General features: G+C 64.0%; 17 protein-coding genes and 1 pseudogene. 5 read left to right on the top strand and 13 right to left on the bottom strand.

Annotation, left to right across the window (positions count from 1 at the left end; translation table 11 throughout):
• From ACYP5B_RS28470 to ACYP5B_RS28455, 4 genes are all read right to left on the bottom strand, one after another.
• Positions 1 to 1,390: FAD/NAD(P)-dependent oxidoreductase (locus tag ACYP5B_RS28470; RefSeq protein ID WP_459571918.1), on the bottom strand; the 1,390-nt coding region annotated here is incomplete at its 3' end.
• Positions 1,387 to 1,761, bottom strand: coding sequence for a (2Fe-2S)-binding protein (locus tag ACYP5B_RS28465; RefSeq protein WP_318234364.1), 375 nt, complete (start codon positions 1,759 to 1,761; stop codon positions 1,387 to 1,389). The genes ACYP5B_RS28470 and ACYP5B_RS28465, both read right to left, overlap by 4 nt.
• 51 nt (positions 1,762 to 1,812) lie before the next feature.
• A complete protein-coding gene (locus ACYP5B_RS28460) occupies positions 1,813 to 3,216 on the bottom strand; it encodes an aspartate aminotransferase family protein (RefSeq protein WP_400097117.1) in 1,404 nt (467 codons plus the stop codon).
• Between the two features lie 193 nt (positions 3,217 to 3,409).
• Positions 3,410 to 4,297, bottom strand: coding sequence for a GNAT family N-acetyltransferase (locus tag ACYP5B_RS28455; RefSeq protein WP_459571917.1), 888 nt, complete (start codon positions 4,295 to 4,297; stop codon positions 3,410 to 3,412).
• A gap of 267 nt (positions 4,298 to 4,564) precedes the next feature.
• On the opposite strand from ACYP5B_RS28455, the gene ACYP5B_RS28450 reads away from it, so the two are divergent.
• Complete coding sequence (locus tag ACYP5B_RS28450) at positions 4,565 to 6,184, top strand: ABC transporter substrate-binding protein (protein WP_400097121.1); 1,620 nt, start codon at positions 4,565 to 4,567, stop codon at positions 6,182 to 6,184.
• 167 nt (positions 6,185 to 6,351) lie between these two features.
• Here the strand turns inward: ACYP5B_RS28450 and ACYP5B_RS28445 are convergent.
• From ACYP5B_RS28445 to ACYP5B_RS28425, 5 genes and pseudogenes are all read right to left on the bottom strand, one after another.
• Positions 6,352 to 6,532: pseudogene (locus tag ACYP5B_RS28445) on the bottom strand (aminotransferase class III-fold pyridoxal phosphate-dependent enzyme); the annotation flags it as partial.
• A gap of 138 nt (positions 6,533 to 6,670) precedes the next feature.
• Positions 6,671 to 8,152 (bottom strand): NAD-dependent succinate-semialdehyde dehydrogenase, encoded by a 1,482-nt coding sequence (locus ACYP5B_RS28440; RefSeq protein WP_400097123.1) that lies wholly within the window; start codon positions 8,150 to 8,152, stop codon positions 6,671 to 6,673.
• 25 nt (positions 8,153 to 8,177) lie between these two features.
• Complete coding sequence (locus ACYP5B_RS28435) at positions 8,178 to 9,821, bottom strand: ABC transporter ATP-binding protein (protein ID WP_400097125.1); 1,644 nt, start codon at positions 9,819 to 9,821, stop codon at positions 8,178 to 8,180.
• Complete coding sequence (locus ACYP5B_RS28430) at positions 9,821 to 10,705, bottom strand: ABC transporter permease (RefSeq protein WP_400097127.1); 885 nt, start codon at positions 10,703 to 10,705, stop codon at positions 9,821 to 9,823. The genes ACYP5B_RS28435 and ACYP5B_RS28430 overlap by 1 nt, the downstream gene beginning before the upstream one ends.
• Positions 10,706 to 10,736: 31 nt before the next feature.
• Entirely contained in the window at positions 10,737 to 11,693 is a 957-nt protein-coding gene (locus ACYP5B_RS28425) for an ABC transporter permease (protein ID WP_400097128.1), read from the bottom strand.
• A gap of 815 nt (positions 11,694 to 12,508) precedes the next feature.
• On the opposite strand from ACYP5B_RS28425, the gene ACYP5B_RS28420 reads away from it, so the two are divergent.
• From ACYP5B_RS28420 to ACYP5B_RS28410, 3 genes are all read left to right on the top strand, one after another.
• Complete coding sequence (locus ACYP5B_RS28420) at positions 12,509 to 13,387, top strand: GNAT family N-acetyltransferase (RefSeq protein WP_400097130.1); 879 nt, start codon at positions 12,509 to 12,511, stop codon at positions 13,385 to 13,387.
• A 5-nt stretch (positions 13,388 to 13,392) separates the two neighbouring features.
• The gene (locus ACYP5B_RS28415) at positions 13,393 to 14,331 is read left to right on the top strand and encodes a 2-hydroxyacid dehydrogenase (RefSeq protein ID WP_400097170.1); all 939 of its coding nucleotides are present in this window, start codon (positions 13,393 to 13,395) and stop codon (positions 14,329 to 14,331) included.
• Positions 14,332 to 14,425: 94 nt separating this feature from the next.
• Entirely contained in the window at positions 14,426 to 14,920 is a 495-nt protein-coding gene (locus tag ACYP5B_RS28410) for an Lrp/AsnC family transcriptional regulator (RefSeq protein WP_400097132.1), read from the top strand.
• Here the strand turns inward: ACYP5B_RS28410 and ACYP5B_RS28405 are convergent.
• The 3 genes from ACYP5B_RS28405 to glaH all read right to left on the bottom strand — a co-directional run bounded on the left by ACYP5B_RS28405 (position 14,884) and on the right by glaH (position 18,638).
• A complete protein-coding gene (locus ACYP5B_RS28405) occupies positions 14,884 to 15,477 on the bottom strand; it encodes a helix-turn-helix domain-containing protein (RefSeq protein ID WP_400097133.1) in 594 nt (197 codons plus the stop codon). The genes ACYP5B_RS28410 and ACYP5B_RS28405 overlap by 37 nt on opposite strands.
• A 926-nt stretch (positions 15,478 to 16,403) precedes the next feature.
• The gene (locus ACYP5B_RS28400) at positions 16,404 to 17,642 is read right to left on the bottom strand and encodes an alpha-hydroxy acid oxidase (protein ID WP_400097135.1); all 1,239 of its coding nucleotides are present in this window, start codon (positions 17,640 to 17,642) and stop codon (positions 16,404 to 16,406) included.
• Between the two features lie 66 nt (positions 17,643 to 17,708).
• The gene (glaH, locus tag ACYP5B_RS28395; protein WP_400097137.1) at positions 17,709 to 18,638 is read right to left on the bottom strand and encodes a glutarate dioxygenase GlaH; all 930 of its coding nucleotides are present in this window, start codon (positions 18,636 to 18,638) and stop codon (positions 17,709 to 17,711) included.
• A gap of 51 nt (positions 18,639 to 18,689) precedes the next feature.
• On the opposite strand from glaH, the gene ACYP5B_RS28390 reads away from it, so the two are divergent.
• Positions 18,690 to 19,646, top strand: coding sequence for a LysR family transcriptional regulator (locus tag ACYP5B_RS28390; RefSeq protein WP_400097139.1), 957 nt, complete (start codon positions 18,690 to 18,692; stop codon positions 19,644 to 19,646).
• A 189-nt stretch (positions 19,647 to 19,835) separates the two neighbouring features.
• Here ACYP5B_RS28390 and ACYP5B_RS28385 read toward each other — a convergent pair whose 3' ends face one another.
• Positions 19,836 to 21,131: an MFS transporter gene (locus ACYP5B_RS28385; protein ID WP_400097140.1), complete on the bottom strand. Its 1,296-nt coding sequence runs from the start codon at positions 21,129 to 21,131 to the stop codon at positions 19,836 to 19,838.
• Positions 21,132 to 21,491: the final 360 nt, after the last annotated feature.

The following is a 21,491-nucleotide window of genomic DNA, read 5'->3' as shown; positions in this document are numbered from 1 at the left end:
CCTCACGTGTATTCATCATCAGTGGCTTGACCGGCGCCTGCGAACGCAGGCGACCGACTTGTTCGATCGGGATGGCGCAGGCCTGCGCCACGATCTCGGCCGCGGCATGGCCGCAGAAGCGGCCCTGGCAGCGGCCCATGCCAACGCGGCTGAAGGCCTTGGCCCGATTGACTTCCTGGGTGTCCAGTTCGGTCACGCAGCGGCGCAACTCGCCCACGGTCACGGCTTCGCAGCGGCATACCACCGCGGCATCGGGCAGTGCGGCGGCCTGCGCGTGCGGCCACGGGAAGGCGCGCGCCAGTCCTTGGCGGAAGCGGTCCATCTGGTCGAGGGTGCGGCGCAGCGCAGCCGACTCCGCGGCGTATAGCGAGCGACCCCGCTCATGCCCCAGGTCGGCCAGCGCCGCCAGCGCCGCGAGCCGGCCCGCGGCCTCGGCGCCATCGGCACCGAGGATGCGGGCGCCGTCGCCGGCCAGGTAGACGCCGCGCGTGCTGCTGCGGCCGTCCACGTCGATGCGCGGCAGCCACTGGCGGCTCACGGGTTCGAAGGCGAATTCGCAGCGCGCGAGGTCGGCGAGTTGGGTCTCGGCGCGCAGGTGCCAGCCCAGGCCCACGGCGTCGCACGCAAAGCGCTGCTCGCGCCCGCGCGCATCGCGCACGGCCACGGCTTGCACGCCAAGGCGGTCGTCCCCGTCGATGACCAGCGGCGTCACACCCTGCAGCACCGGTACGCCGGCCGCCTTGAGCGCGCGGATCAGTCCGAGCCCGCGCAGCGCGAGGCGCGGGCGTGCCAGCAGCCCGGCGACGGCACCCCAGGATTTATTGGCGGGGGACGTGTCAAGTACGGCCGCCACGCGCGCGCCAGCCTGCATGTACTGCGAGGCCACCAGGTAGAGCAGCGGCCCGCTGCCCAGGAAGACGACCTGCGCTCCGATGGCACAGGCCTGGGCCTTCAGCGCGATCTGCGAAGCGCCCAGGCTGTAGCAGCCGGCGCGGTGCCAGCCGGGCACCGGCATGAGCCGGTCGGTCGCGCCCGAGCACACCAGCAGTGCGTCGAAGGGCAGCGTCTGCGGCTCGTCCCCGCACACGACATGCAGTTCACCCTCGGTCAGGTTCCACGCCAGCGTGTTAGGCCGGTAGTCGATCCGCGCGCGCAGTGCGTCGAAATCGCGGTGCAGCGCCTGGGCCTTGTCGGCCTCGCTGCCGTAGAGCTTGGCGTAGGAGCGTTTGAAGCCCTCGGGCTGCCGGCGATAGATCTGGCCGCCGTCGCGCCGGCCTTCATCGACCACGGTAGGGCGCAGCCCGGCCTGCACCAGTGCCTGGGCCGCGCGTACGCCGGCGGGGCCTGTGCCGACCACGACGATGCGGGGCAATGCTGACGGCGCGCTCATGTGGCGGCTCCTGGCGCGTGGCGCGCGAGCGATTCCTGCAGGTCTTGTGTCACGGGCCAGTGGTGCGCGGCCGGTCGGGTCAGCACCTCCATGCCGGCCTCGGCAAGCGTGGAACAAGCGCGCAGGCGCTCGCCGGCAGGCGTCCATACCCAGCAGTCCTGGCAGGCGCCCATCAGGCAGAACCCCGCGCGCGGGCCGTCACCGAACTCGCTGTCGCGTAGGCGCCGGCCATTCAGCAGCAGCGCGACCAGAAGGGTGTCGCCCGCCAGTGCGGTGGCACTGTGGCCATCGATGTGCAGTGTGATGGTGGGACGGTCGGATTCTGCCAGCCGCATGAATCGCGCGGGCAGTGGGGGAGCGTTGTCGGGCATGGGGCGGCGGCTCGGCGTTGGTTTGGAAACAATGGTCTGGCTGCTGCAATCTCAGCTCGCAAGCGCGGCACGCACTTCGGGCAAGGCCAGTACGTCGTCGAGCGTCTTCTTTACGCGCGCGAACATCAGCTCGAATTCGTCTTCGGTGTACGTCAGCGCCGGGGCAAAGCCGAGGATATTGTCGCCGAAGGCGCGGAACACGACGCCGTTGCGGTAGGCGGTAGCGGCAATGCGATCTGACAGGCCCAGCGATGCGTCGAAGCCGCGCTTGCTGGCCTTGTCGCTGACCAGCTCCAGCGCACCCAGCAGGCCGCGATGGCGCGAGTCGCCCACCAGCGGATGGTTGCGCAGCGCATCCAGCCCGGCTGCGAAGGTGGCCGCGCGACGCTGACCGTTGACCAGGATGCCCCCTTCCTCATACAGGCGCAGGACTTCCAGGGCCACTGCCGCACTGACGGGGTGGGCCGAATACGTGGCGCCGTGACCGATGGGCGCTGCGCCGGGTGCGCCGTCGGCGATGCCAGCATAGACCTGGTCGGAGAGCAGTGTCGCGCCCATGGGGACGTAGCCGGCGGTGAGGCCCTTGGCCAGGGTCATGATGTCCGGGTCGACGTCTTCGGCCTCGCAGGCAAACATGGGGCCGGTGCGGCCGAAGCCGGTGATAACCTCGTCGACCACAAAGAGAATGTCCAGTTCGCGCGCTGCGTCCCGCATGGCCTTGAGCCAGCCCTTGGGCGGTACGATCACGCCGCCCGAGCCCTGAATGGGTTCGCAGAAGAACGCGGCCACATTGTCCGCGCCGAGCTCGGCGACTTTTGCGCGCAGTGCCGCCACCGAGGCGTCGATGATGCCTTGCCCATCGGTGGGATCCACAGCGCGGTAGGGATTGGGCGAGGGGATGTAGTGCTGCGTCGGCAGCGGCAGGTCAAAGCCGCGGTGGAACGCGGGCAGGGCAGTGAGACCCGCGCCCGTCGACGAGGAGCCATGATAGCCGCGCTCCAGCGAGATAAAGTGCTTCTTCGACGGGCGTCCGGTGGCGTTGAAGTACTGCGTGATGAAACGCACGGCCGTATCGACCGCCTCGGAGCCGCCGAGCGTGAGATACACGTGGTTCAGCGAGCGGGGCGTGATCTGCACCAGCTTGTCAGCGAGGCGAATCGCCGGCTCGCTGCTGAAATGAAAGTAGCCGGTGGCGTAGGGCAAGCGGCGCATCTGCTCGGCGGCGGCCTGCACCACACTTTCCTGGCCGTAGCCGACGTTGACGCACCACAAGCCGGCGAAGGCGTCGAGCACTTCGTGGCCGGTGGCGTCGGTCAGCCACGCGCCCCGGCCCGACGACAGCACGGTGGGGCCGCGCTGCTCGTGCGTGCGCCAGGGCGACACAGGGTGGATCAGGTGTGCGCGATCGGCAGCGTCAAGCGCGGCGAGCTGGGGCAGGTCGGTGAGTTGGGTCATGGCAGGGTCCGTTCGCGTCCGTCATTTTCGTCTAATCATGCGCCAGCACAACTGGCTGGCCTTTGCATGAAGCTTAGGGCCGGTGGCACATGGCGTGGTGCTGCATTGAGGGGGCTGAACGAAGTACGCTGCTGTTATGCGGGCCGTGGCAGCAGATTGTTTGGCAGTGCGCTTTCCGCGGCCTGGCGCGGCTTCAGCCCATGGCCTGGGTGACGAGCGCGAACAGCGCCGCGGCGCCCGGCCGCGTGACCAGCGGCGCACCTCGCACCATGGTCGTGGGAACATCCACGCGCGGCAGGCCAATGCTCTCCAGCCATTCGCCCAGGCCGCTGGCGCAGTCGATGTCGATGCGCGTGAAGTTGCCTGCATTTTGGCCGGCCAGGTACGCGACCAGCGCCTTGGCGCCCTTGGCGTCGGGGGCTACCACGGGGCCGATGACATGGCCGCGCCCGAAGCGGCGCACCATGGCGAAGCCGCGCGGCTCGCTCTCCAAGTCCAGCACCACGCAGGCCTCGGCGCTGGTCAGCAGGTCGTCGACCAATGCCTTGCGGGGCATGCCGCGCGCCTGGGTGTCTAGCCGGTGCAGTGCGGCGGCCTCGTTGCGACCCGCGGGGCGCAGGCGCCAGCCGTCGGGCAGGGCGATCAGCGGGGCAGGCTGGGCCGTACCCTGGTGCTGGCAGACCTCGCCAGTGCGCGCAAAGCCCAGTCGCTCGTACAGGCCGCGGCCGTCGGCCGTGGCGTGCAGCAGCACGGTGCAGTCGTCCAGGCCTTCAAGCAGCGCGCGCATCAGCCGGTAGCCGATGCGCCGGCCCTGGCATGCCGGCGTGACAATCACCATGCCGATGGTGGCGTGGCGCTTGCCCCAGCGCCAGCGCAGGGCGGTGGCGATGAGCTGGCCATCGAGTTCGGCCACGATGCCCTCGGCGTGCGCGAACATCTGCTTCCAGTCGGTCAGGCGATGGGGCCAGCGCTGTTCCTGCGACAGGGCGTGGGCCCGCGTCAGGTCGTCGGCGGTCATCGGGCGCAGCACCACGTCGTCGTCGGCAATGGTGTCCCGGGCATGAGGTAGCGGGGAAAACATGGGCGTTGTCCTCGTGGCAAAAGGTTGGCTCCGGCATTTATCTTGGACGACATCGGGCGGTCCAGCCAGAACGAGTTGGGGTTTATCCGAAACTTGCAAGATTCGTCTGCGGGAGGTGCCGGTTTTGCAATTCAATGCGGTAGCGCAGGCGGTAACAGAGAGAAATGCTGAGCTATCATGACTAGCATAAATGACCTGCAGCCATTTGCGGTGTGTCATGACAAGTCCGCGCCTGCCGGCCTTTCCAGACCAACCAGGAGCACTACGATGAGCGAAAGCCGTAAAGAGTTCGAGAACCTTGTTGGCCCGGGCGAGAGCCTTCGTGTGATGGATCTGCTCAAGCACGGCGCGACGCGGCGTGACGTGCTGGCGATGTTGCTGGCGGGCGGCATGCAAGCCACGCTGGCCGGCAGCCTCGCCGGCCTGTCCGTCAAGGCCCATGCGCAGACGCCGAAGCGTGGCGGACGCATCCGCGTGGCGGCCGCCACGGCAGCTGCCTCCGATACGCTCGATCCGGCCAAGCAATCGAACCAGAACGACTACGTGCGCTGCAGCATGGTCTACAACGGCCTGACCTCGCTCGATGGCAGCCTGACGCCGCGGCCGGCGTTGGCCGAATCGTTCAACACCACCGATGCCAAGACCTGGATCTTCACGCTGCGCAAAGGTGTCGCCTTTCACGACGGCAAGGCGTTGTCTCCGGTCGACGTGGTGTACTCGATCATGCGCCACAAGGACCCCGCCACCGCTTCCAAGGCCAAGGTGCTGGCGGAGCAGATCGAGAGCGTGAAAGGCACCGGTCCTAACGAGGTCACGGTGGTGCTTACCAGCCCCAATGCCGACCTGCCGGTGATCCTGGGCACCTTTCACTTTCTCATCGTCAAGGACGGCACCACCGACTTCAACGCGGGCATCGGTACGGGGCCCTACAAGATCAAGGAGTTCAGGCCGGGCGTGCGCACGGTGGTGGTGCGCAACGATGCATACTGGAGGCAGGGAAGGCCCTACCTGGACGAGATCGAGTTCGTCGGTATCGGCGACGAGAGCGCGCGCGTCAACGCGCTGCTGTCCGGCGGCATGGACCTGGTGGCCTCTGTCAACCCGCGCTCCGTGGCCCGCGTCAAGGGTACGCCGGGCTTCGGCGTCCTCGTCACGCAATCGGGGCAGTACACAGACCTGATCCTGCGCAAGGACGCGGGTCCTGGCATGAACCCGGACTTTGTGATGGGGATGAAGTACCTGCAGGACCGCGCGCAGATGAAGAAGGCTATCGCGCTTGACTATGCGGTGCTCGGCAACGACCAGCCGATCGACCCCACCAACCGCTTCTATTTCAAGGGCCTGCCTCAGCGCGCCTTCGACCTCGACAAAGCTAAGTACCATTTGGGCAAGTCCGGCGTGACAGGCAAGGTGCCGGTGGTAACCTCGCCTGCTGCCCTGTATTCGGTCGAGATGGCGACCGTGCTGCAGCAGACTGCGCAACGTGTGGGCCTGGTCCTTGACATCAAGCGCATGCCTGCCGACGGCTACTGGTCGAACCACTGGCTCAACAGTCCCGTTGGCTTCGGCAACGTCAACCCGCGCCCCAGCGCCGACACCATCCTCACGCAGTTCTTTAAGTCCGATGCGCCCTGGAACGAGTCACGCTGGAAAGACCCCAAGTTCGACCAGCTGCTGCTGGCGGCGCGGGCCGAAACCGATACCGCCAAACGCAGCCAAATGTATGCCGACATGCAGTCCATGATCCACGAGGACGCCGGCATCGGTATCCCGCTGTTCTTGGCCAGCATCGACGGACATTCATCGAAGCTCAAGGGCTTGTCACCGATCCCGCTGGGTGGGCTGATGGGCTATTCGTTTGCGGAGCATGTCTGGCTCGAGGCCTGATGGGACAGGGCTGTGCCCTTCTTCGCAAGCGTTCGCTCCTGCGCCCTGGCGGTCAGGCCGGCCATACTTGCCCAAAGTCTCCCGGCCCACTTCAAGTAGCCGGGGGCCGGTTCGCCGGTCCCGGTGAACGCGGGCCTGGTTGCCGGTCAGGGCAATCGCCGCGCGCAATCTTCCTCGAACAGGTCGAGAACCGCCAGCGCGGCGGCGCAGGCCAGCGGATTGCCCCCATATGTACCGCCCAGGCCGCCAGGCGCGGGCAGGGCCATGATCTCGGCGCCCGACCACGCCGGACAGCGGCATGCCGCCGGCCAGGCTCTTCGCCGCCGTGACCAGGTCAGGCTGGATGCCCGCATGCAGGAAGCCGAACATCTTTGTGGCGGGAGGAACAGCAGTTCCTTCGATGGGATGGATGAGGCCTTTGCCGGCAAGCCGCGAAATGCAAACCGGCCGGCTTGCGCCGGCCGCTCCAGAGGAAGAGGAGCGTTATCAGTCCAGCAGCCCCTGGCAGACGTACTTGATATGCATATACTCTTCGAGGCCATGGCGCGACCCTTCGCGGCCGTAGCCGGAGTCCTTCACGCCGCCGAAGGGCGCCGCTTCCGCGGCTAGCGCACCCTCGTTGATACCGACAATGCCCGACTCAAGCGCGTCGGCAAGGCGCCAGATCCGCCGCACATCATTCGAGTAGAAATACGCCGCCAGCCCGAACGGTGTGGCGTTAGCCGCCGCGACCACATCCGCCTCGCTACTGAAGCGCGTAACCGGCGCCACTGGGCCGAAGGTCTCCTCGCAGGAGCAGTCCATCGACGCATCCACATTGACCAGCACCGTGGGCGCATAGTAGTTCGGCCCCGGACACTGCTCGTTGCAGATGCGTTCGCCGCCGACGACCACGCGGGCACCGCGGCTGATCGCGTTCTTGACATGGCGTTCAATCTTGTCGACCGCCCGCGCGTTGATCATCGGGCCGATCTGCGCGGCCGGGTTCGTGGCAGGGGCGACGACCAGTGCGCCGACGCGCGCGGCAAGTTTTTCGACAAAGGCGTCATGCACCTTGTCCTGGACGTAAATGCGGTTCGGGCACACGCAAGTCTGTCCACCGTTGCGGAATTTGGCGGCCATCAAACCATCGACGGCGGCATCGAGATCGGCGTCGTCGAAAACGATAAACGGTGCATTGCCGCCCAGTTCCAGAGACAGCTTTTTCAGCGTATCGGCGGAGCGGCGCGCCAGGTGCTTGCCCACTGGCGTCGAGCCGGTAAAGGTGATCTTGCGCACCCGGGCATCGTCCAGCCATACGTCGACGACTTCGGCCGCCCGTTCGCGAGAGGTGATGACGATATTCAGAACGCCGGGCGGCACGCCCGCCTGTTCGGCGAGCCTCACTAGCGCGAGTGAGGTCAGCGGCGTATCCTCGGCGGGCTTGCACACCACCGTGCAGCCAGCGGCTAGCGCTGGCGCGATCTTGCGCGCGATCATCGCGGCGGGGAAGTTCCACGGCGTGATCGCGGCGATGACGCCAACGGGCTCGCGCAGTGCCAGCATGCGCCGGCCGGGAACAGGCGCGGCGATCACGTCGCCATCGGCGCGCGTGGCTTCTTCGGCAAACCATTCGACATAGCTCGCGGCATAGAGCACCTCGCCTTTGCCTTCGGCCAATGGCTTGCCCTGCTCGCGCGAGATCAGGCGACCAAGGTCTTCCATGTGGCTGACGATCAGGTCGTTCCAGCGCTTGATGATCTGCGCGCGTTGCTTGGCAGGGGTCTTGCGCCAGCCCGGAAAGGCCGCGTGCGCGACATCGACGGCGCGGAGTGCGTCGGCCGCGCCGCTGTCCGGCACAAGGGCAAAGACTTCGTTGGTGGCGGGGTCCGCCACGGACAAGGTGCGGTCGTCGGCGGCGCCACACCATTCGCCGCCGATAAAGTTGCGGCCGGGAAGCAAGGTCTGGTTCTGGAGGGACAAAGGCATGGACAAACTCTCCTTAAGAATGGGATCAGGCGGTGGCAACGGCGCGCACCGCGCCCTCGGTATGCAGATCGACTTCATCGATCCAGCCGCGGCGCAACTCGGGCACCGAGCGCGCCAGCAGCGCGTAGTAGGGGTGGTGCGGCCCGCGGTCGTAGTCCGCGTGCGCGACCTGGGTCAGCTTGCGGCCATGCTGCATCACCACGATCTCGTCGCAGATTGAGCGCACGGTGTGCAGGTCGTGGCTGATGAAGAGGTACGAGACGCCGAGCTCCTTGCGCAGCTCTGCCATCAGGTCCAGGATGGCCGCGCCGACCACGGTATCTAGCGCCGAGGTGATCTCGTCGCACAGGATCAGCTCCGGCTCGGCCGCCAGCGCCCGGGCCAGGTTCACGCGCTGCTTCTGCCCGCCGGATAGGCCGCCAGGCGTGCGCTGCGCCACGCCGGCCGGCAGCCGCACCAGATCGAGCAACTGGCGAATCCGTGCCCGTTTCGCTTCGCCGCGCAGGCCATGGAAGAACTGCAGCGGCCGCGCCAGGATCTCCTCCACGGTGCGTGCAGGATTGAGCGCGGTATCGGCCATCTGGAACACGATCTGGATGCGCCGCAGCTCGTCGTGGCTGCGTTTGGCCACCGTCGGTTTCAGTGGGCGGCCGTCGAACGCGATGCTGCCGCGGCAGGGCGCCACCAGCCCGGCGATCGCGCGCGCCAGCGTGGTCTTGCCCGAACCCGATTCGCCGATGACGCCGATCGCCTGGCCCCGGTACAGCTTCAGGTCCACACCTTCCAGGATCTTCGAGGCCGGCTGGCCATGCGCATCGATGACGCCATAGCCGGCGGACAGATCGCGGACCTCGAGCAGCAGGGGGCTCTTGTCCGGGTCTACCGGTGCGCCCGGACGTTCCGTCGGCCGGGCAGCCGCCAGCAGGCAGCGCGTGTAGTCGTCGGCCGGCTGGTACAGGATCTGGTCGGTCTCGCCCAGCTCGCGCATCTTGCCGTCGCGCAGCACCAGGATATGATCCGCGACCTGCGCCACCACGGCCAGGTCGTGGCTGACATAGACCGCGGTGGTGCGGCGCTCCTGCACCGCGCGGCGGAACACGCGCAGCACTTCGACCTGCGTGGTGACGTCCAGCGCCGTGGTCGGCTCGTCCAGGATCACCAGGTCGGGATCGGTGATCAGGGCCATTGCCGCCATCAGGCGCTGCAACTGGCCCCCGGAGACCTGATGGGGATAGCGCTCGCCAATGGACTCGGGATCGGGCAGCGCCAGTTCGCGGAACAGCGCGACCGCCTTCTTCTCGGCGGCTTTGCGATCCATAAGCCGGTGGATCAGCGCCGGTTCGACCACCTGGTCCATGATGGTGCGCGACGGGTTGAACGAGGCCGCCGCGCTCTGTGCGATATAGGTGATCTCGCGCCCGCGCAGCCGGCGCTGGTCGCCTGGCGACAGGTGCAGCACGTCGGTAGCGCCGACGCGGATGCTGCCCGAGATCTCACAGCCGTGGCGTGCAAAGCCCATCAGCGCCAGCGCGGTGGTGGTCTTGCCCGAGCCGGACTCGCCGATCAGTGCCAGCACCTTGCCGGGTTCGATCTCGAAGTCCACACCATCCACCAACGTCGCCTGGCCTGCGGTGATGCGCAGATTGCTGACCTTTACGGACGTGCCCATTATTTGACTCCGGTACGTGCCGAGCGACCCGGCAGATTGTCGATGACGAGGTTGACGGCGAGGGTCAGGCTGGCGATGGCCAGCGCCGGCGCCACCACGGCCATGCTGCCGTCGGATAGCGCGCCGATGTTCTCGCGCACCAGCGAACCCCAGTCGGCATCGGGCGGCTGGATGCCCAGGCCCAGGAAGCTGAGGCTGGCGAGCAGCAGCACGACGTAGACGAAGCGCAGCCCCAGGTCGGTCAGCATGGGCCCGAGGATGTTCGGCAGGATCTCCTGGCGCATGATGTAGGCGGTGCCTTCGCCGCGGGTGCGGGCAACCGTCACGTAGTCCATCGCATTGATGTTGACCGCCAGCGAGCGCGCGATGCGATACGCACCCGGGACGTAGATGATCGCCGCCGTGACGGCGAGCATCCACACCGACGAGCCGAAGGCCGCGACCATGATCAGCGCGAACATCTTGCTGGGGATCGCCGTGAGCGTATCGAGGCCGCGGCTCAGGCCGGCATCGATCCAGCGGCCGCTGACGGTGGCGAGCAATGCCAGCGTGATGCCGATGCCGCTGGCGCACAGGGTCGAGACCAGCGCCACGCAGACGGTATAGCGCGCGCCCACGATCACGCGCGTCAGCATGTCGCGTCCCAGGTAGTCGGTGCCAAGCCAGTGCTGGGCGCTGATCGAGCCGAAGACCTGGATCTCGCCCGTGGGCGTGCTGTCATGGTTGATCAGGATCGGGCCGAGAATGGCGGCGAGCAGCCAACCGATGAGGATCAGGCAGCCGATCCAGCCGGTGATGCCCAGGCGGGGCAGGCGCGGGCGGCGACAGCCTGGTTCGGGGGCGCTCACGGCGGCGGTGGCTTGCGTGTTGGAGGTAGTGGACATGAATTGCGGCTCCTGCATGGCATTCAAGGCATCAGCGGTGGCGCAGACGCGGATTGGCGACGATGCCGCACACATCGGCAAGCGTGACGAGAGTGAGGTACGCAGCACAGAAGATCATGGCGCACACCTGCACCACGGGCATGTCGCGCTGGGCGACACTGTCCACCATCAGCTTGGCGATCCCCGGGTAGTTGAAGATGGTTTCGATGATGATGACGCCACCAAGCAGGTAAGACAGGCTCAGCGCGACGGCATTGGCGATCGGGCCGATGGCGTTGGGCAGGGCGTGGAACAGCACCATGCGGGTGGAGGTGGCGCCCTTGAGCCGCACCATCTCGATATAAGGCGCGTTGAGCTGGTCGATCACCGCGGCGCGGGTCATGCGCAGCATCTGCGCGACAATCACGCAGCACAGGCTCAGCACGGGCATGGCCAGCGAACGCAGGATCTTGTCCCACGAATCGTCGTTGCCGATATAGGCGAGCGCGGGCAGCCAGCGCAGTTGTACCGCGAACAGCAAGACCGCCAGCGTGGCGATCAGGAACTCCGGCACGGAGACCACCGCCACCGCGCCCAGGCTGACGCTGCGGTCAAACCAGGTCCCGCGGTAGACCGCCGCCAAGATGCCGAGGCCGAGTGCTACCGGCACCGAGATCAGCGCAGTCAGGCCGGCCAACAGCAGCGATTGGGGCAGCCGGCTGCCGATGGCCTCCGACACTGGCATGCGGGTCACCAGCGACTCGCCGGCATTGCCGGTCACCATGCCGCCCAGCCAGTGCGCATAGCGCACCGGCGCGGGGACATCGAGGCCCATCTGGGTACGCAGCGCGGCCAGGGCTTCGGGTGTGGCGTCCTGGCCGAGCTGTTCCTGCGCGGCATCGCCGGGTAATACCGCGGTGATGGCGAAGACGATGGCCGAGACGGCCAGCAATGAGATCAGCGCCAGTCCGACGCGACGCGCCAGCAGACGCAAGATGAAGGGGTTCACGGTGTCTCCTTTCTAGTTCGGTTCAGGCCGGCAGCCAGAGATGCTCGGCGAACGAGTAGCCGATTTTTAGCGCGCGAGGCAAGCAGCAGCGCATCGAACTTGGGGTCCTTGTAGCGCGACTCGTTCCACGCCGCGTCGGACTTGAAGAACTGCGTGAGCGGCGCGTCGGCACTGGCGCTCGGCAGCACCGTGCGGAAGTCGATCGCGCGGGTGACGCATTATCGCTGCCTAAGCGGATGCGACCGCCTCGGCGTGTTTGCGCATGCGCCGACACGGCCGCGCCAGCTAGGCTGCCGGCAAGGTCTAGCTGCATGCCGGCGGCAGCCAGGATCCTCAGGACGTCGCACCTGCTGGCGCCATGGTGCAGGGCGCTCATGATCCGGGTGGATTCGGCAGGGCCGATGAGGCCGTCGAGCAGCTTCTTCTCTGACATTGCAATAGTTCCTGATGGGGACCGGAGTTCGGGGATCGCGAAAGTGGAAATTCATGACCATGCGGCGCGGGGCAGTCTCTTGCTGTGGCAGCACGGGCGCGCAGCGTGTCATCTCCCTGCCATTGAAGCATGTGCGACCGATGGTTTTGTGGGGTATTGCAAGCCGTGGCGGTAAAACCTGCGGTTTCGCGTGGGCGGTTTGGCATTGCCTGCCATGTGCACTGAGTGCGTGCATGTGCACTGCAACAATCCTCGGGATTACCCTAGGCCTGGCACAGCGTCGGTGCGTCGTCGGACGCAGCAAATTTTTCCTATCCGGGCCTTGCCTGTTCATCGCATCATCATGGCTCTCTGTTTTCGTCCGACGCTGGCCCTTACTGCAATGAACTTCGCGCAGCTACCACTCCATGCAAGCGATGGACCGCCCGCCATCCGCGTGATGGCACAGTCCGATCTGCCAGTCGCGCTTTCGCTTTCCGAAGATGTACGCTGGCCGCATCGCCCCAGCGACTGGAAGCGGCTGTTCCAGATGGGCGAGGGCCGCGTCGCCGAAGTCGGCGGGGCGGTTGTCGGTGTCGGCATGCGCTGGCTATGGGACGAGCGCGACGCGTCGGTCGGGCTGCTTATCGTAGCCCCGGCTTTCCGCGAACGAGGGATTGGCAGCATGTTGCTGGAGGCGCTGTGTGCCGGCCTGGAAGACCGCACCGTGCTGCTTCACGCCCCCGGGAAGCTGCATCGCTTCTATGCGCGCAGGGGGTTCGAGCGCATCGGTGAGGTGCATCAATACGAGGGTAAAGCGTTGCCGGCGCCGTTGATGGCGCTGCCTGAAGGCTGCCGCCTGCGGCCTGGCGGACGCAATGACCTGCAACTGCTGGTCGGGATGGAGGAGGGGGCCCGCGGTGTTGCACGCCCGTCGCTGATCCAGGCCTGGCTGCGCCAGTCGATCGGCACGGTGGTGCTCGATCACCCCGACGGGCCCCGCGGCTTCGCGATCATTCGGCGCTTCGGCCGCGGCGCGATGGTTGGCCCCGTGGTCGCACCCTGTGCGATGTCGGCCAAGGCCATGATCGCGCACCTGGCCGGCCTGGTGACCGGACGGGTGCTGCGCCTGGACGTCCATGCCGATGGCGAATTCGAGGACTGGCTGGGCTGCCTGGGCCTGGCGCACGTCGCCGACGCGACTGTGCTGGCCCGCGGCTCCCCGGCTTCGCCAACGGCACCATTTCTTCACTTTGCACTGGCCGACAAGGCCCTCGGATAAAGATGATGCATCAAGACACGACATTTCTGTACAAAGCGGATCCCGCGCGCGGCCGGGACTGGGCCCGGGTCTTTGCGCGCGAGGCGCCTGGCATCGATTTCCGCATCTGGCCTGATATCGGCGATGTCGAGAAGGTCCGATACCTGGCAGCCTGGGAGGCGCCGGACCGCATTGCAGATCGGTTCCCGAACCTGCAGGTACTGTTTTCGACGGGGGCCGGCATCGACCAGTTCGACCTGGATGCGCTGCCTGCGCACGTACCGCTGGTGCGGATGATCGAGCCCGGCATCGTCGACGGGATGGTCGAGTACGTCGTGTTCTCGGTGCTTGCCCTGCATCGCGACATGCCGGCGTACCGGCGGCAGCAGGCGCAGGAAGCGTGGCAGCCCCTGCAGGTGCGTCCGGCAATCGAGCGCCGCGTGGGCGTGCTCGGCCTCGGCTCGCTGGGCCAGGCGGTGCTGGAGCGGCTGCGGCTGTTCGGCTTCGATTGCGCCGGCTGGGCAAGGTCGCCGCGCAGTCTGGAAGGGGTGCAGTGCTATGCCGGCCCGCAGACCCTGGATGCGTTCCTCGCGCGCACCGATATCCTGGTTTGCCTGCTGCCGCTGACCGACGAAACACGTGGCGTATTGAGCGCTCGCGTGTTTGACGCCTTGCCACATGGGGCAGGGCTGGTGCATGTCGGGCGCGGGCAGCACCTGGACGATGCCGACCTGCTGGCCGCGCTGGATGCGGGGCAGATCGGCGATGCCATTCTCGACGTCACGCACCCCGAGCCGCTGCCTGCCGGCCACCCGCTGTGGCGCCACCCTAAAGTCTGGCTCACGCCCCATATTGCAAGCATGACGCAGCCAGGTACGGCGGCGAGGGTCGTACTCGACAATTTGCGCCGCCTGCAACGGGGCGAGCCACTAATCGGGCTGGTGGACCGTGCGAAAGGGTACTGAAAGGCGATGCGGCGCCTACATTTTCGACACCCGGATTGCTCTCGCCGACCCATGCGGGGACAATGTGATTCAGTCATTCCAGCCTTGAAAGCCCATGTACGCCCCCATCAAACTTGACCGACTCGATCTACGCATCCTCGCTCAACTGCAAAAGAACGGACGCATGACCAACGTAGACCTCGCCGATGCGGTGGGTCTGTCTGCCAGCCCGTGCCTGATCCGCGTCAAGCGGCTGGAGCAGGCCGGCTATATCGGCGGGTACAGCGCCCAGATCCGGATGGACAAACTGGGCGATATCCTCACGGTATTCACGGAGATTACGCTGGAGGACCACCATCGCGAGGACTTTGCGCGCTTCGAGAAGGCGGTGTGCGCGGTGGACGAGATCATCGAATGCCACCTTGTCAGCGGCGGCTATGACTACTTGCTCAAGTTCATAACTCGTGGCGTGAACCACTACCAGGAACTGATGGAAAGCCTGCTGGAGCGCGATATCGGCATCGAGAAGTACTTCAGTTTTATCGTGATCAAGTCGCCTTTCATAAAGACGCACTATCCGATAGAACGGCTGTTCCCATCGACCACCTGAGCCAGGGGCATGGGCAGGCTGCAGCCGGCATTGGCGGGGAGCGGAGCGCTCGCCGTCTGGAACTGCCGTGGCGTCATGCCGCAAACGCTCTTCAGACAGCGCGTCAGGTGGCTCTGGTCATAGAAGCCACACTCGTGGGCGGTCAGTGCCGGGGAGTGGCCCTGCCCGAGCAGCCACTGCGCGCGATGGATTCGTTTCAAGCTGATGTAGCGATGCGGGGTCATGCCAACTGTAAGCCGGAAGACAGTCACGAAACGCCCAACGCTCAGTTGGGCAAGGCTTGCAAGCAGCGGCAGCGGAAGGGGCTCGCCCAAGTGCCGGTGAATATACGTGAGCGCTGCCTCCAGGCGAGGGTTAGCGTGGTCGTTCGCCATGGTGGCTGCGTCGCGCAAGGATGCATCGGTCGTGCTCATGCTATGCAGCATAAGAGGAAGCCGGCCGTGGAATTCGCTGATTTTGCCGCCGCTATCCACATCGAATTGCGTACTGCATTGCCGGAAACACAGAATCTGCGGTAGCGGGATGCACCGCGGCGACTCGCGAGCGGGTTTTTTCAAGTGCTTGTTCTCAGTGAGTCGCGGCAGACCCGCTGGCCTCGGTGCCGATTTACCACGATCCACTGCTCAGCGTGCTGCCACACTTGTTGACTTCACAATGGGTTGCGAACTGTTCCGGTCCAAACCATCATCCCAAATAGTAGCGTTGGGTTCTCCCACTTCGAAAGCCGATGGCCCGGTGGGACTTGAAAATCAATGCCGAGATGAACCGCTGAAGGACGGAGCCGTAGCTGTATCGAGTGACTGTGAATTTGATGACTTGCGGCCAGAGCAGGACAGCGATGCAGGTAAAACTGTACTCACGCTCGAACTTTTCGAACATTACCTCGTTGTTCTATCCGGGTGTCGGCCGCGCAATCTCCGGTGGGGTCAAGTAAAAGTTCTGATGACTTCGGGGCGGGGCCGGATTGCCCCGGTCTGCTGTTGCTCGAGTTGCGATCATGCTGCAATGGGGCGCATCGGGTGACTTTAATTGGCCGGGAAGCGACCTACACTGACTGATCCTGCCGGGACATTCTGCTTTGCAGATTAAGCTTGCGGACCAAGGCGCCCAAGCAATGAACATACGAGGGCGCCACGCTGATCCCGGGAGACGGTCGAGCCGCCATCGTCAAATCGGCATTTCTCGTGGAGGGGGGAGAAAATCACCAGGGTCGGCCACAAGGGCGATATGACGCTGCCAAAAGGCGCGGCACGCGTCGACCTCTCAGGAAAGACGGTGATGCCGACCCTGGTGAATGCCCATTCCCACCCTGGATACCAGAATTCACAACGGAACTACAGCTACGAGAATTACCTGGCGGACCTGAATCGATCGCTAAGCTTCCCCGCTTCCGATAGGCAGCAAGGTCGGTCGGAACGTCGCACACACCTGCGCATTGGAGCGAGTTGGCTTACCCAGACGCAATTCGGCCGGTTCTGTTGCCCTAGACGATGACGGTGTTGTTCACGTCCGCGATGGTTTTCGCGCCAAGCATGGCCATGTTTCGATCGACTTCATCGCGCAAGAGGGTTATGGCGTGGCGAACGCCCTCGGCTCCCCCAATGGCCGCAGCGTAAATAAAAGGTCGCCCCAGGAAGACGAAGCGGGCTCCTAGTGCCAGCGCTTTCAGAACATCACCGCCTCGCCGCACACCGCTGTCCATCATGACGGTTGTCTTGTGTGCGACAGCCTCACAAATCTCCGGCAAAACAGCAAGCGGTTCCACGGCACCGTCCAATTGGCGCCCACCGTGATTCGAGACAATGATGCCGTCCGCGCCCAAAGCGACGGCGCGTTCGGCGTCGGATGTATGCAAAATGCCTTTTATGACCAAGTTGCCGCGCCATCTTTGCCGGATTCGCTCGATATCCGTCCAGCTCAGGTGATCGCGCCCCGTCGTATCGCGAATAGCGGAGGCCGACAAGATCGGTGCGCCGCGAGACGCAAAAGAATTCTCAAAATGCGGCATCCCACTGGAAATGAGCGTTCTGGCGAACGTCCCGGCCAGCCAGCGCGGCCGAGATATGCCATCGAATGCCAAACGGACAGATGGTCGCAAAGGCAAGGAGAAGCCGGTACGGACGTTATTCTCCCGGTTGGCCCAGACGGGAATATCAACCGTAAGGACGAGTGTAGCGAACCCGGCCGCTTCAATCCGCTCAATCAGGGCGTCCCTGCGTGTGGCGTCACCTGGCAGGTATGCCTGAAACCACGTGCCTGGTGCGGCCGCGTGAACGGCTTCCATCGGAATCAAGGACGTGCCGCTCATGATTGCAGGTATCTGCTCTTCCCGCGCCGTTCGCGCGAGGACCACATCGCCGCGGTAAGCGGCAATCGCACTGATTCCAACGGGCGCCACGCCAAAGGGAGAAGCGTAGCGTTGCCCAAAGATCTCAGTCGCTTGCGACCTTCCCGACACGTCGACAAGGACTTTGGGACGAAACTTGACCTCGTCGAACGCCGTCCTGTTTGCGGCGAGCGACTTTCCATCCTCCGCGGCGCCGGCAATATAGCCAAAGATCGGGCGCGGAAGCCCCCTCTTTGCCGCGAATTCAAAATCGGCAAGCGAGAGGATCGGGCGCAGTCGTCGGTGAATCCGACGGTTGGCGCCATAGGCAGGCTTGGCGGGCATTCCGGCGCTCGGAACGGCCTGGATTTCCGCAACTTCTGTTTGAGATGTCATCTTGATTTGGAACGTCTATCAGGCCCAACCGTTGTCACTATCAGCCACGCCGGATCACATCGATAATCAGGCGAACGTGCCTCGCTGGCGCATCAACTCACGGAACAGCGCCACATTTTTCTCGAACGGCGCGCGTCCATGGAGGTAGAAATAGTTGTTCAGGACAACCAGATCGCCGACGGGCAGCGACACTTCCTTTGTTCCCGGCGACGCCTCCATGGAAGTCGACAGGTCGTTGAGGAATGCAGCCTCCTCGCGATTGCGAGGCTGTACGAACTGATCGATGAAGGACATCGACAACCCAAACGCATTCTGGAAGAAGAGCGGGCGCTCGACATCATCGCTGACATTCTTGGACCCCGGCGCCTTGTAGAGGAAAGGCTGCGTCCCGAGACGGTGACTGACAAACCGGTCACGCCCCTCCCAATCGTCCAGATGCAAGAATCGGGACTCGCCGCCAATTGCATTCTGTTCGGCAAACTTCATCATCAACAGCCAGTCCGTCGCTTCGGTAACGAAGGTGCCGTCGGTGTGCATCGTGAAGAGTCGATAGGCTTGGCGCAAATAGGAGTCGCTATCGTCCGTGTGCTTGACCACGAAGCGAGCATAGTAAGTGCCCGACATTGCATCGTGGTTGCTGGGGCCCAAGAGGTGCCCAATGGCGGTGCCGAAGCGAACGAAATCGTCGGCGTCCGTCGTCAGTCCCTGGAGGCCTACCGTAAAGCCACCGTGCCGCCGATCCTTCACAATGCCGTTGATGGTTGTAGCGAAGTCCTCGCCGACATGCTTCGCGAGTACATCCGCGAGATCGTAGCGCATGAAGGGAACATACTCGAGGTTCTGAACATCGACCCTGCGTACGTCATGCAGGAACCCAAGAAGGGCATCGCGCTCAACGGTCACATGCAGGATCCGATGGTGATCTGGGTGGGCAGACAATTGGAAACGGGACTCGTCATTGCTGGCAAGCACTGCCGCAGGAAGCGGGGCATTCATCGATAGCTCTCCGGGATGTTGTATGGCGCTATTTCATCTGGATTCTTTGATATGATCCAGATAGAAAACAGTAATCTTTGTTCCGAAATTGAGATTAAAACGATGATTGACGTTCGCCAGTTGCAGTGCTTCCTCGCCGTGGCGGAAGAACTTCACTTTGCGAAGGCGGCAGATCGCTTAGGTGTCGCACAATCAGGGCTCAGCACCCAGATCCAACGCCTTGAGCAAGATTTGGGAGTCACGCTCTTGAACCGCAACAAAAGGAAGCCGGTGTCACTTACCGACGCGGGGCACCTGTTCCATGCCGAGGCTGTCGCTGCGTTGCGGCACATTGAGCGAGCCGACCAGGTGGGACGCTTGGCTGCCCGAGGGCTGGCTGGCGTCATCCGTGTCGGCTATGTGGCATCTGGCGCAAGCAGCGGCCTTTTGTCCATGATGCTGGGCGAGTTTCGGAAATCACATGAGATGGTCCGGATCGAAGTCGTGCCAATGGAAACTCCAAGGCAGCTCGAAGCGCTCAGCGATGGCCAGATTGATGTGGGAATTGTCAGGCCCAGACGGCTCTATCCGGCTGGCGTAATCGCGAAGGTCGTACAGACTGAACGTCTACTGGTTGCAATGACAGGAAGCCATCCCCTTGCAAGGCGAGGGACAGTTCCAGCGCGTGCGCTAGCCGATCAATCGTTCATCGTCCCTCAGTTTGCAGACGAGGAAGGATTCGGGTCTGCGTTATCCGCCCTGGGTAAAGCCGGAGGGTTCACGCCGCATCTGGAGTATCGCGTCCAGGATTTCATCTCCGCAATTTGCCTCGCGTCTGCGGGATACGGAGTGGCCATCGTGCCAGAGTCAATGCAGAACTTCTCCCAGCCAGGTATCTTCTACACACAGATCGCCGACTTTAAACTCTCAGTGCACCTGGCGCTAGCGCATAGGCGTCGGGAAATATCTCCAGCGGTACGAGCATTTGTGCAACTCGGAACTGAGGCATTCAAAGGCCGTGCATCCTAGACTCGTAAGCGTCCCGTTCACCCACCTTGAATCGATCGACGGGATCCTGCATCGTCCCCGCAATGGCGGGGCGTGGGGACGATGGATTGAATGCCGACAGCAATTGAGCGGCCGCGCCGCGGAGAGTACAACCGCGGCAGGAGGCCCGCTACATGGACATTCATGAGGGTCGCCACACCGGCAGCGCGCTCAGCAGCGTCGCGCTTCGGCGACAGAACACCATCTGCCAATGAGGAACACGGTGAAGGGCAGAACTGCCGCGAGCGGTAGCCAGCGCAAGGCGACTTGAAGACCAACCGCGTCCGCCACCATACCGGTGATAAAGGGGCCTGCTGCGAGGCCTAGTATATTGTTAAACAACGTCAGTGTGGCAAATGCCGAGCCATGAATAGCCGGCGGTGTGGCCCCAGCAATGATCGCGCTGCATGTGCCGAACGAGCTCGCAAGGAAGAATACCCCGGGCGCAAGGAGCGCGAGTTGCAGATTACCCTGTGGCAAGCGGAACGCGATCCCCAGCAGAGTGCCTAACACGAGGCAATAGCCAATGGCCATGTTCCACCTCTTAAGCGACGAATCCCCGCTGATCCGATCGGTCATCACACCGCACATGAGTTGGCCAAGGCCGCTGACAAGGACAAGGCCGGCCGCCATTACGGCCGCTTGGCTGACAGGCATGCCCCAATAGCGATTCAGGTAGCTGGGCAGCCACACGAAAAGCGTGCCCTGAACGAAGATCTGCAGGGCGCAGCCGAGGTACGCACAAAAGACGGAACGGGACGGAAACAGGCCAGAGAAAAACGCACGCGGTGTCAGTTTCACATGCCCGTACGCCAGAGTTCCGTTGGCATTGTCCGGTTGCGCACTTGCGATCTTTTTTTCCGTGACCACGAAGTGGTACATGATCACCAGCACAAAGCCAACGATCGCCATCAGACCCATGGACCAGCGCCAGCCAAAGTGCGACGCAATGATGCCGGAAAGCGAAACACCGAGCACGGAACCAAAAGCAGCGGCAGACGTAAAGCCGCCGGCAATGGTAGACCGCATATGCCTTGGGAAGATACTCACGAGCATAGCGAATCCGACACTTCCGTAGGCAGCCTCGCCGACACCAACGAACAAGCGCGCGACGAACATCTCGTGGTAGGTGCTGGCAATGGCGCACCCGAGCGTGGCAACACTCCACACCGCAACCATCAGTGCAATGCTTTTGACACGTCCCCAGCGGTCCGCGATTATGGAAAATGGGAGGGTCAGCACGCCTACCGTCAACGGCACCACGCTGCTAATCGAACCAAGTTGTGTATCGGAAATCTGCCACTGCACTTTCAAGAGTGGAAACAAGGCATTGATCGCCTGCCGCGACATGTAGTCAGACAGTAACAGGCAAAACATCAATGCAAATACTACCCACGCGTAGGGTCGGGCACCCGTGGTAGCCGCAGCCGACTCAGCCGGCATCGCGTTACTCGTATACAGGTTCAATTTTGTCTCCTCTAATGATTCTCGAAACTCATGGCTAATGGTGGCGCATGCGGTTGTGTGGCCGGTGTAAAGCAAGGCCTTTAGGCTAGGGCCGGCAGCGGTTCCTGCTGGCCGTCAGCATCGCGGGGCGCTTTCTTTGTTTCGCTGTGCCCGCTTTGGAATTCGACGCTCATTTCAAGCATCTCAATGACTTGTGTGGGGACGTTGAAGTTGACTCGTTTTGCCCCTCGATCAGAATCGGGTGTTCACGGAAAACCGATGTTCGCTGCGGCCCAGCCGGCGAATGCGTTGTACCTTGACACCGCTAGTCGGATTCACCGCGCGGGAGATCATCGATCTATGACCAGAACACACGGAACG

It is taken from the genome of Cupriavidus sp. 8B, from assembly GCF_054589115.1.
Note: the sequence above shows the minus strand (reverse complement) of the source record. Positions and strands in the feature narration are given on the sequence as shown.

Coding starts and splice junctions, on each gene's coding strand:
- glaH (WP_400097137.1), bottom strand. CDS start 18,638: ATGAATGCCCCGCTTCCTGCGGCAGTGCTTGCCAGCAATGACGAGTCC.
- ACYP5B_RS28430 (WP_400097127.1), bottom strand. CDS start 10,705: ATGTCCACTACCTCCAACACGCAAGCCACCGCCGCCGTGAGCGCCCCC.
- ACYP5B_RS28420 (WP_400097130.1), top strand. CDS start 12,509: ATGAACTTCGCGCAGCTACCACTCCATGCAAGCGATGGACCGCCCGCC.
- ACYP5B_RS28465 (WP_318234364.1), bottom strand. CDS start 1,761: ATGCCCGACAACGCTCCCCCACTGCCCGCGCGATTCATGCGGCTGGCA.
- ACYP5B_RS28415 (WP_400097170.1), top strand. CDS start 13,393: ATGCATCAAGACACGACATTTCTGTACAAAGCGGATCCCGCGCGCGGC.
- ACYP5B_RS28410 (WP_400097132.1), top strand. CDS start 14,426: ATGTACGCCCCCATCAAACTTGACCGACTCGATCTACGCATCCTCGCT.
- ACYP5B_RS28400 (WP_400097135.1), bottom strand. CDS start 17,642: ATGACATCTCAAACAGAAGTTGCGGAAATCCAGGCCGTTCCGAGCGCC.
- ACYP5B_RS28440 (WP_400097123.1), bottom strand. CDS start 8,152: ATGCCTTTGTCCCTCCAGAACCAGACCTTGCTTCCCGGCCGCAACTTT.
- ACYP5B_RS28450 (WP_400097121.1), top strand. CDS start 4,565: ATGAGCGAAAGCCGTAAAGAGTTCGAGAACCTTGTTGGCCCGGGCGAG.
- ACYP5B_RS28435 (WP_400097125.1), bottom strand. CDS start 9,821: ATGGGCACGTCCGTAAAGGTCAGCAATCTGCGCATCACCGCAGGCCAG.
- ACYP5B_RS28460 (WP_400097117.1), bottom strand. CDS start 3,216: ATGACCCAACTCACCGACCTGCCCCAGCTCGCCGCGCTTGACGCTGCC.
- ACYP5B_RS28390 (WP_400097139.1), top strand. CDS start 18,690: ATGATCCAGATAGAAAACAGTAATCTTTGTTCCGAAATTGAGATTAAA.
- ACYP5B_RS28455 (WP_459571917.1), bottom strand. CDS start 4,297: ATGTTTTCCCCGCTACCTCATGCCCGGGACACCATTGCCGACGACGAC.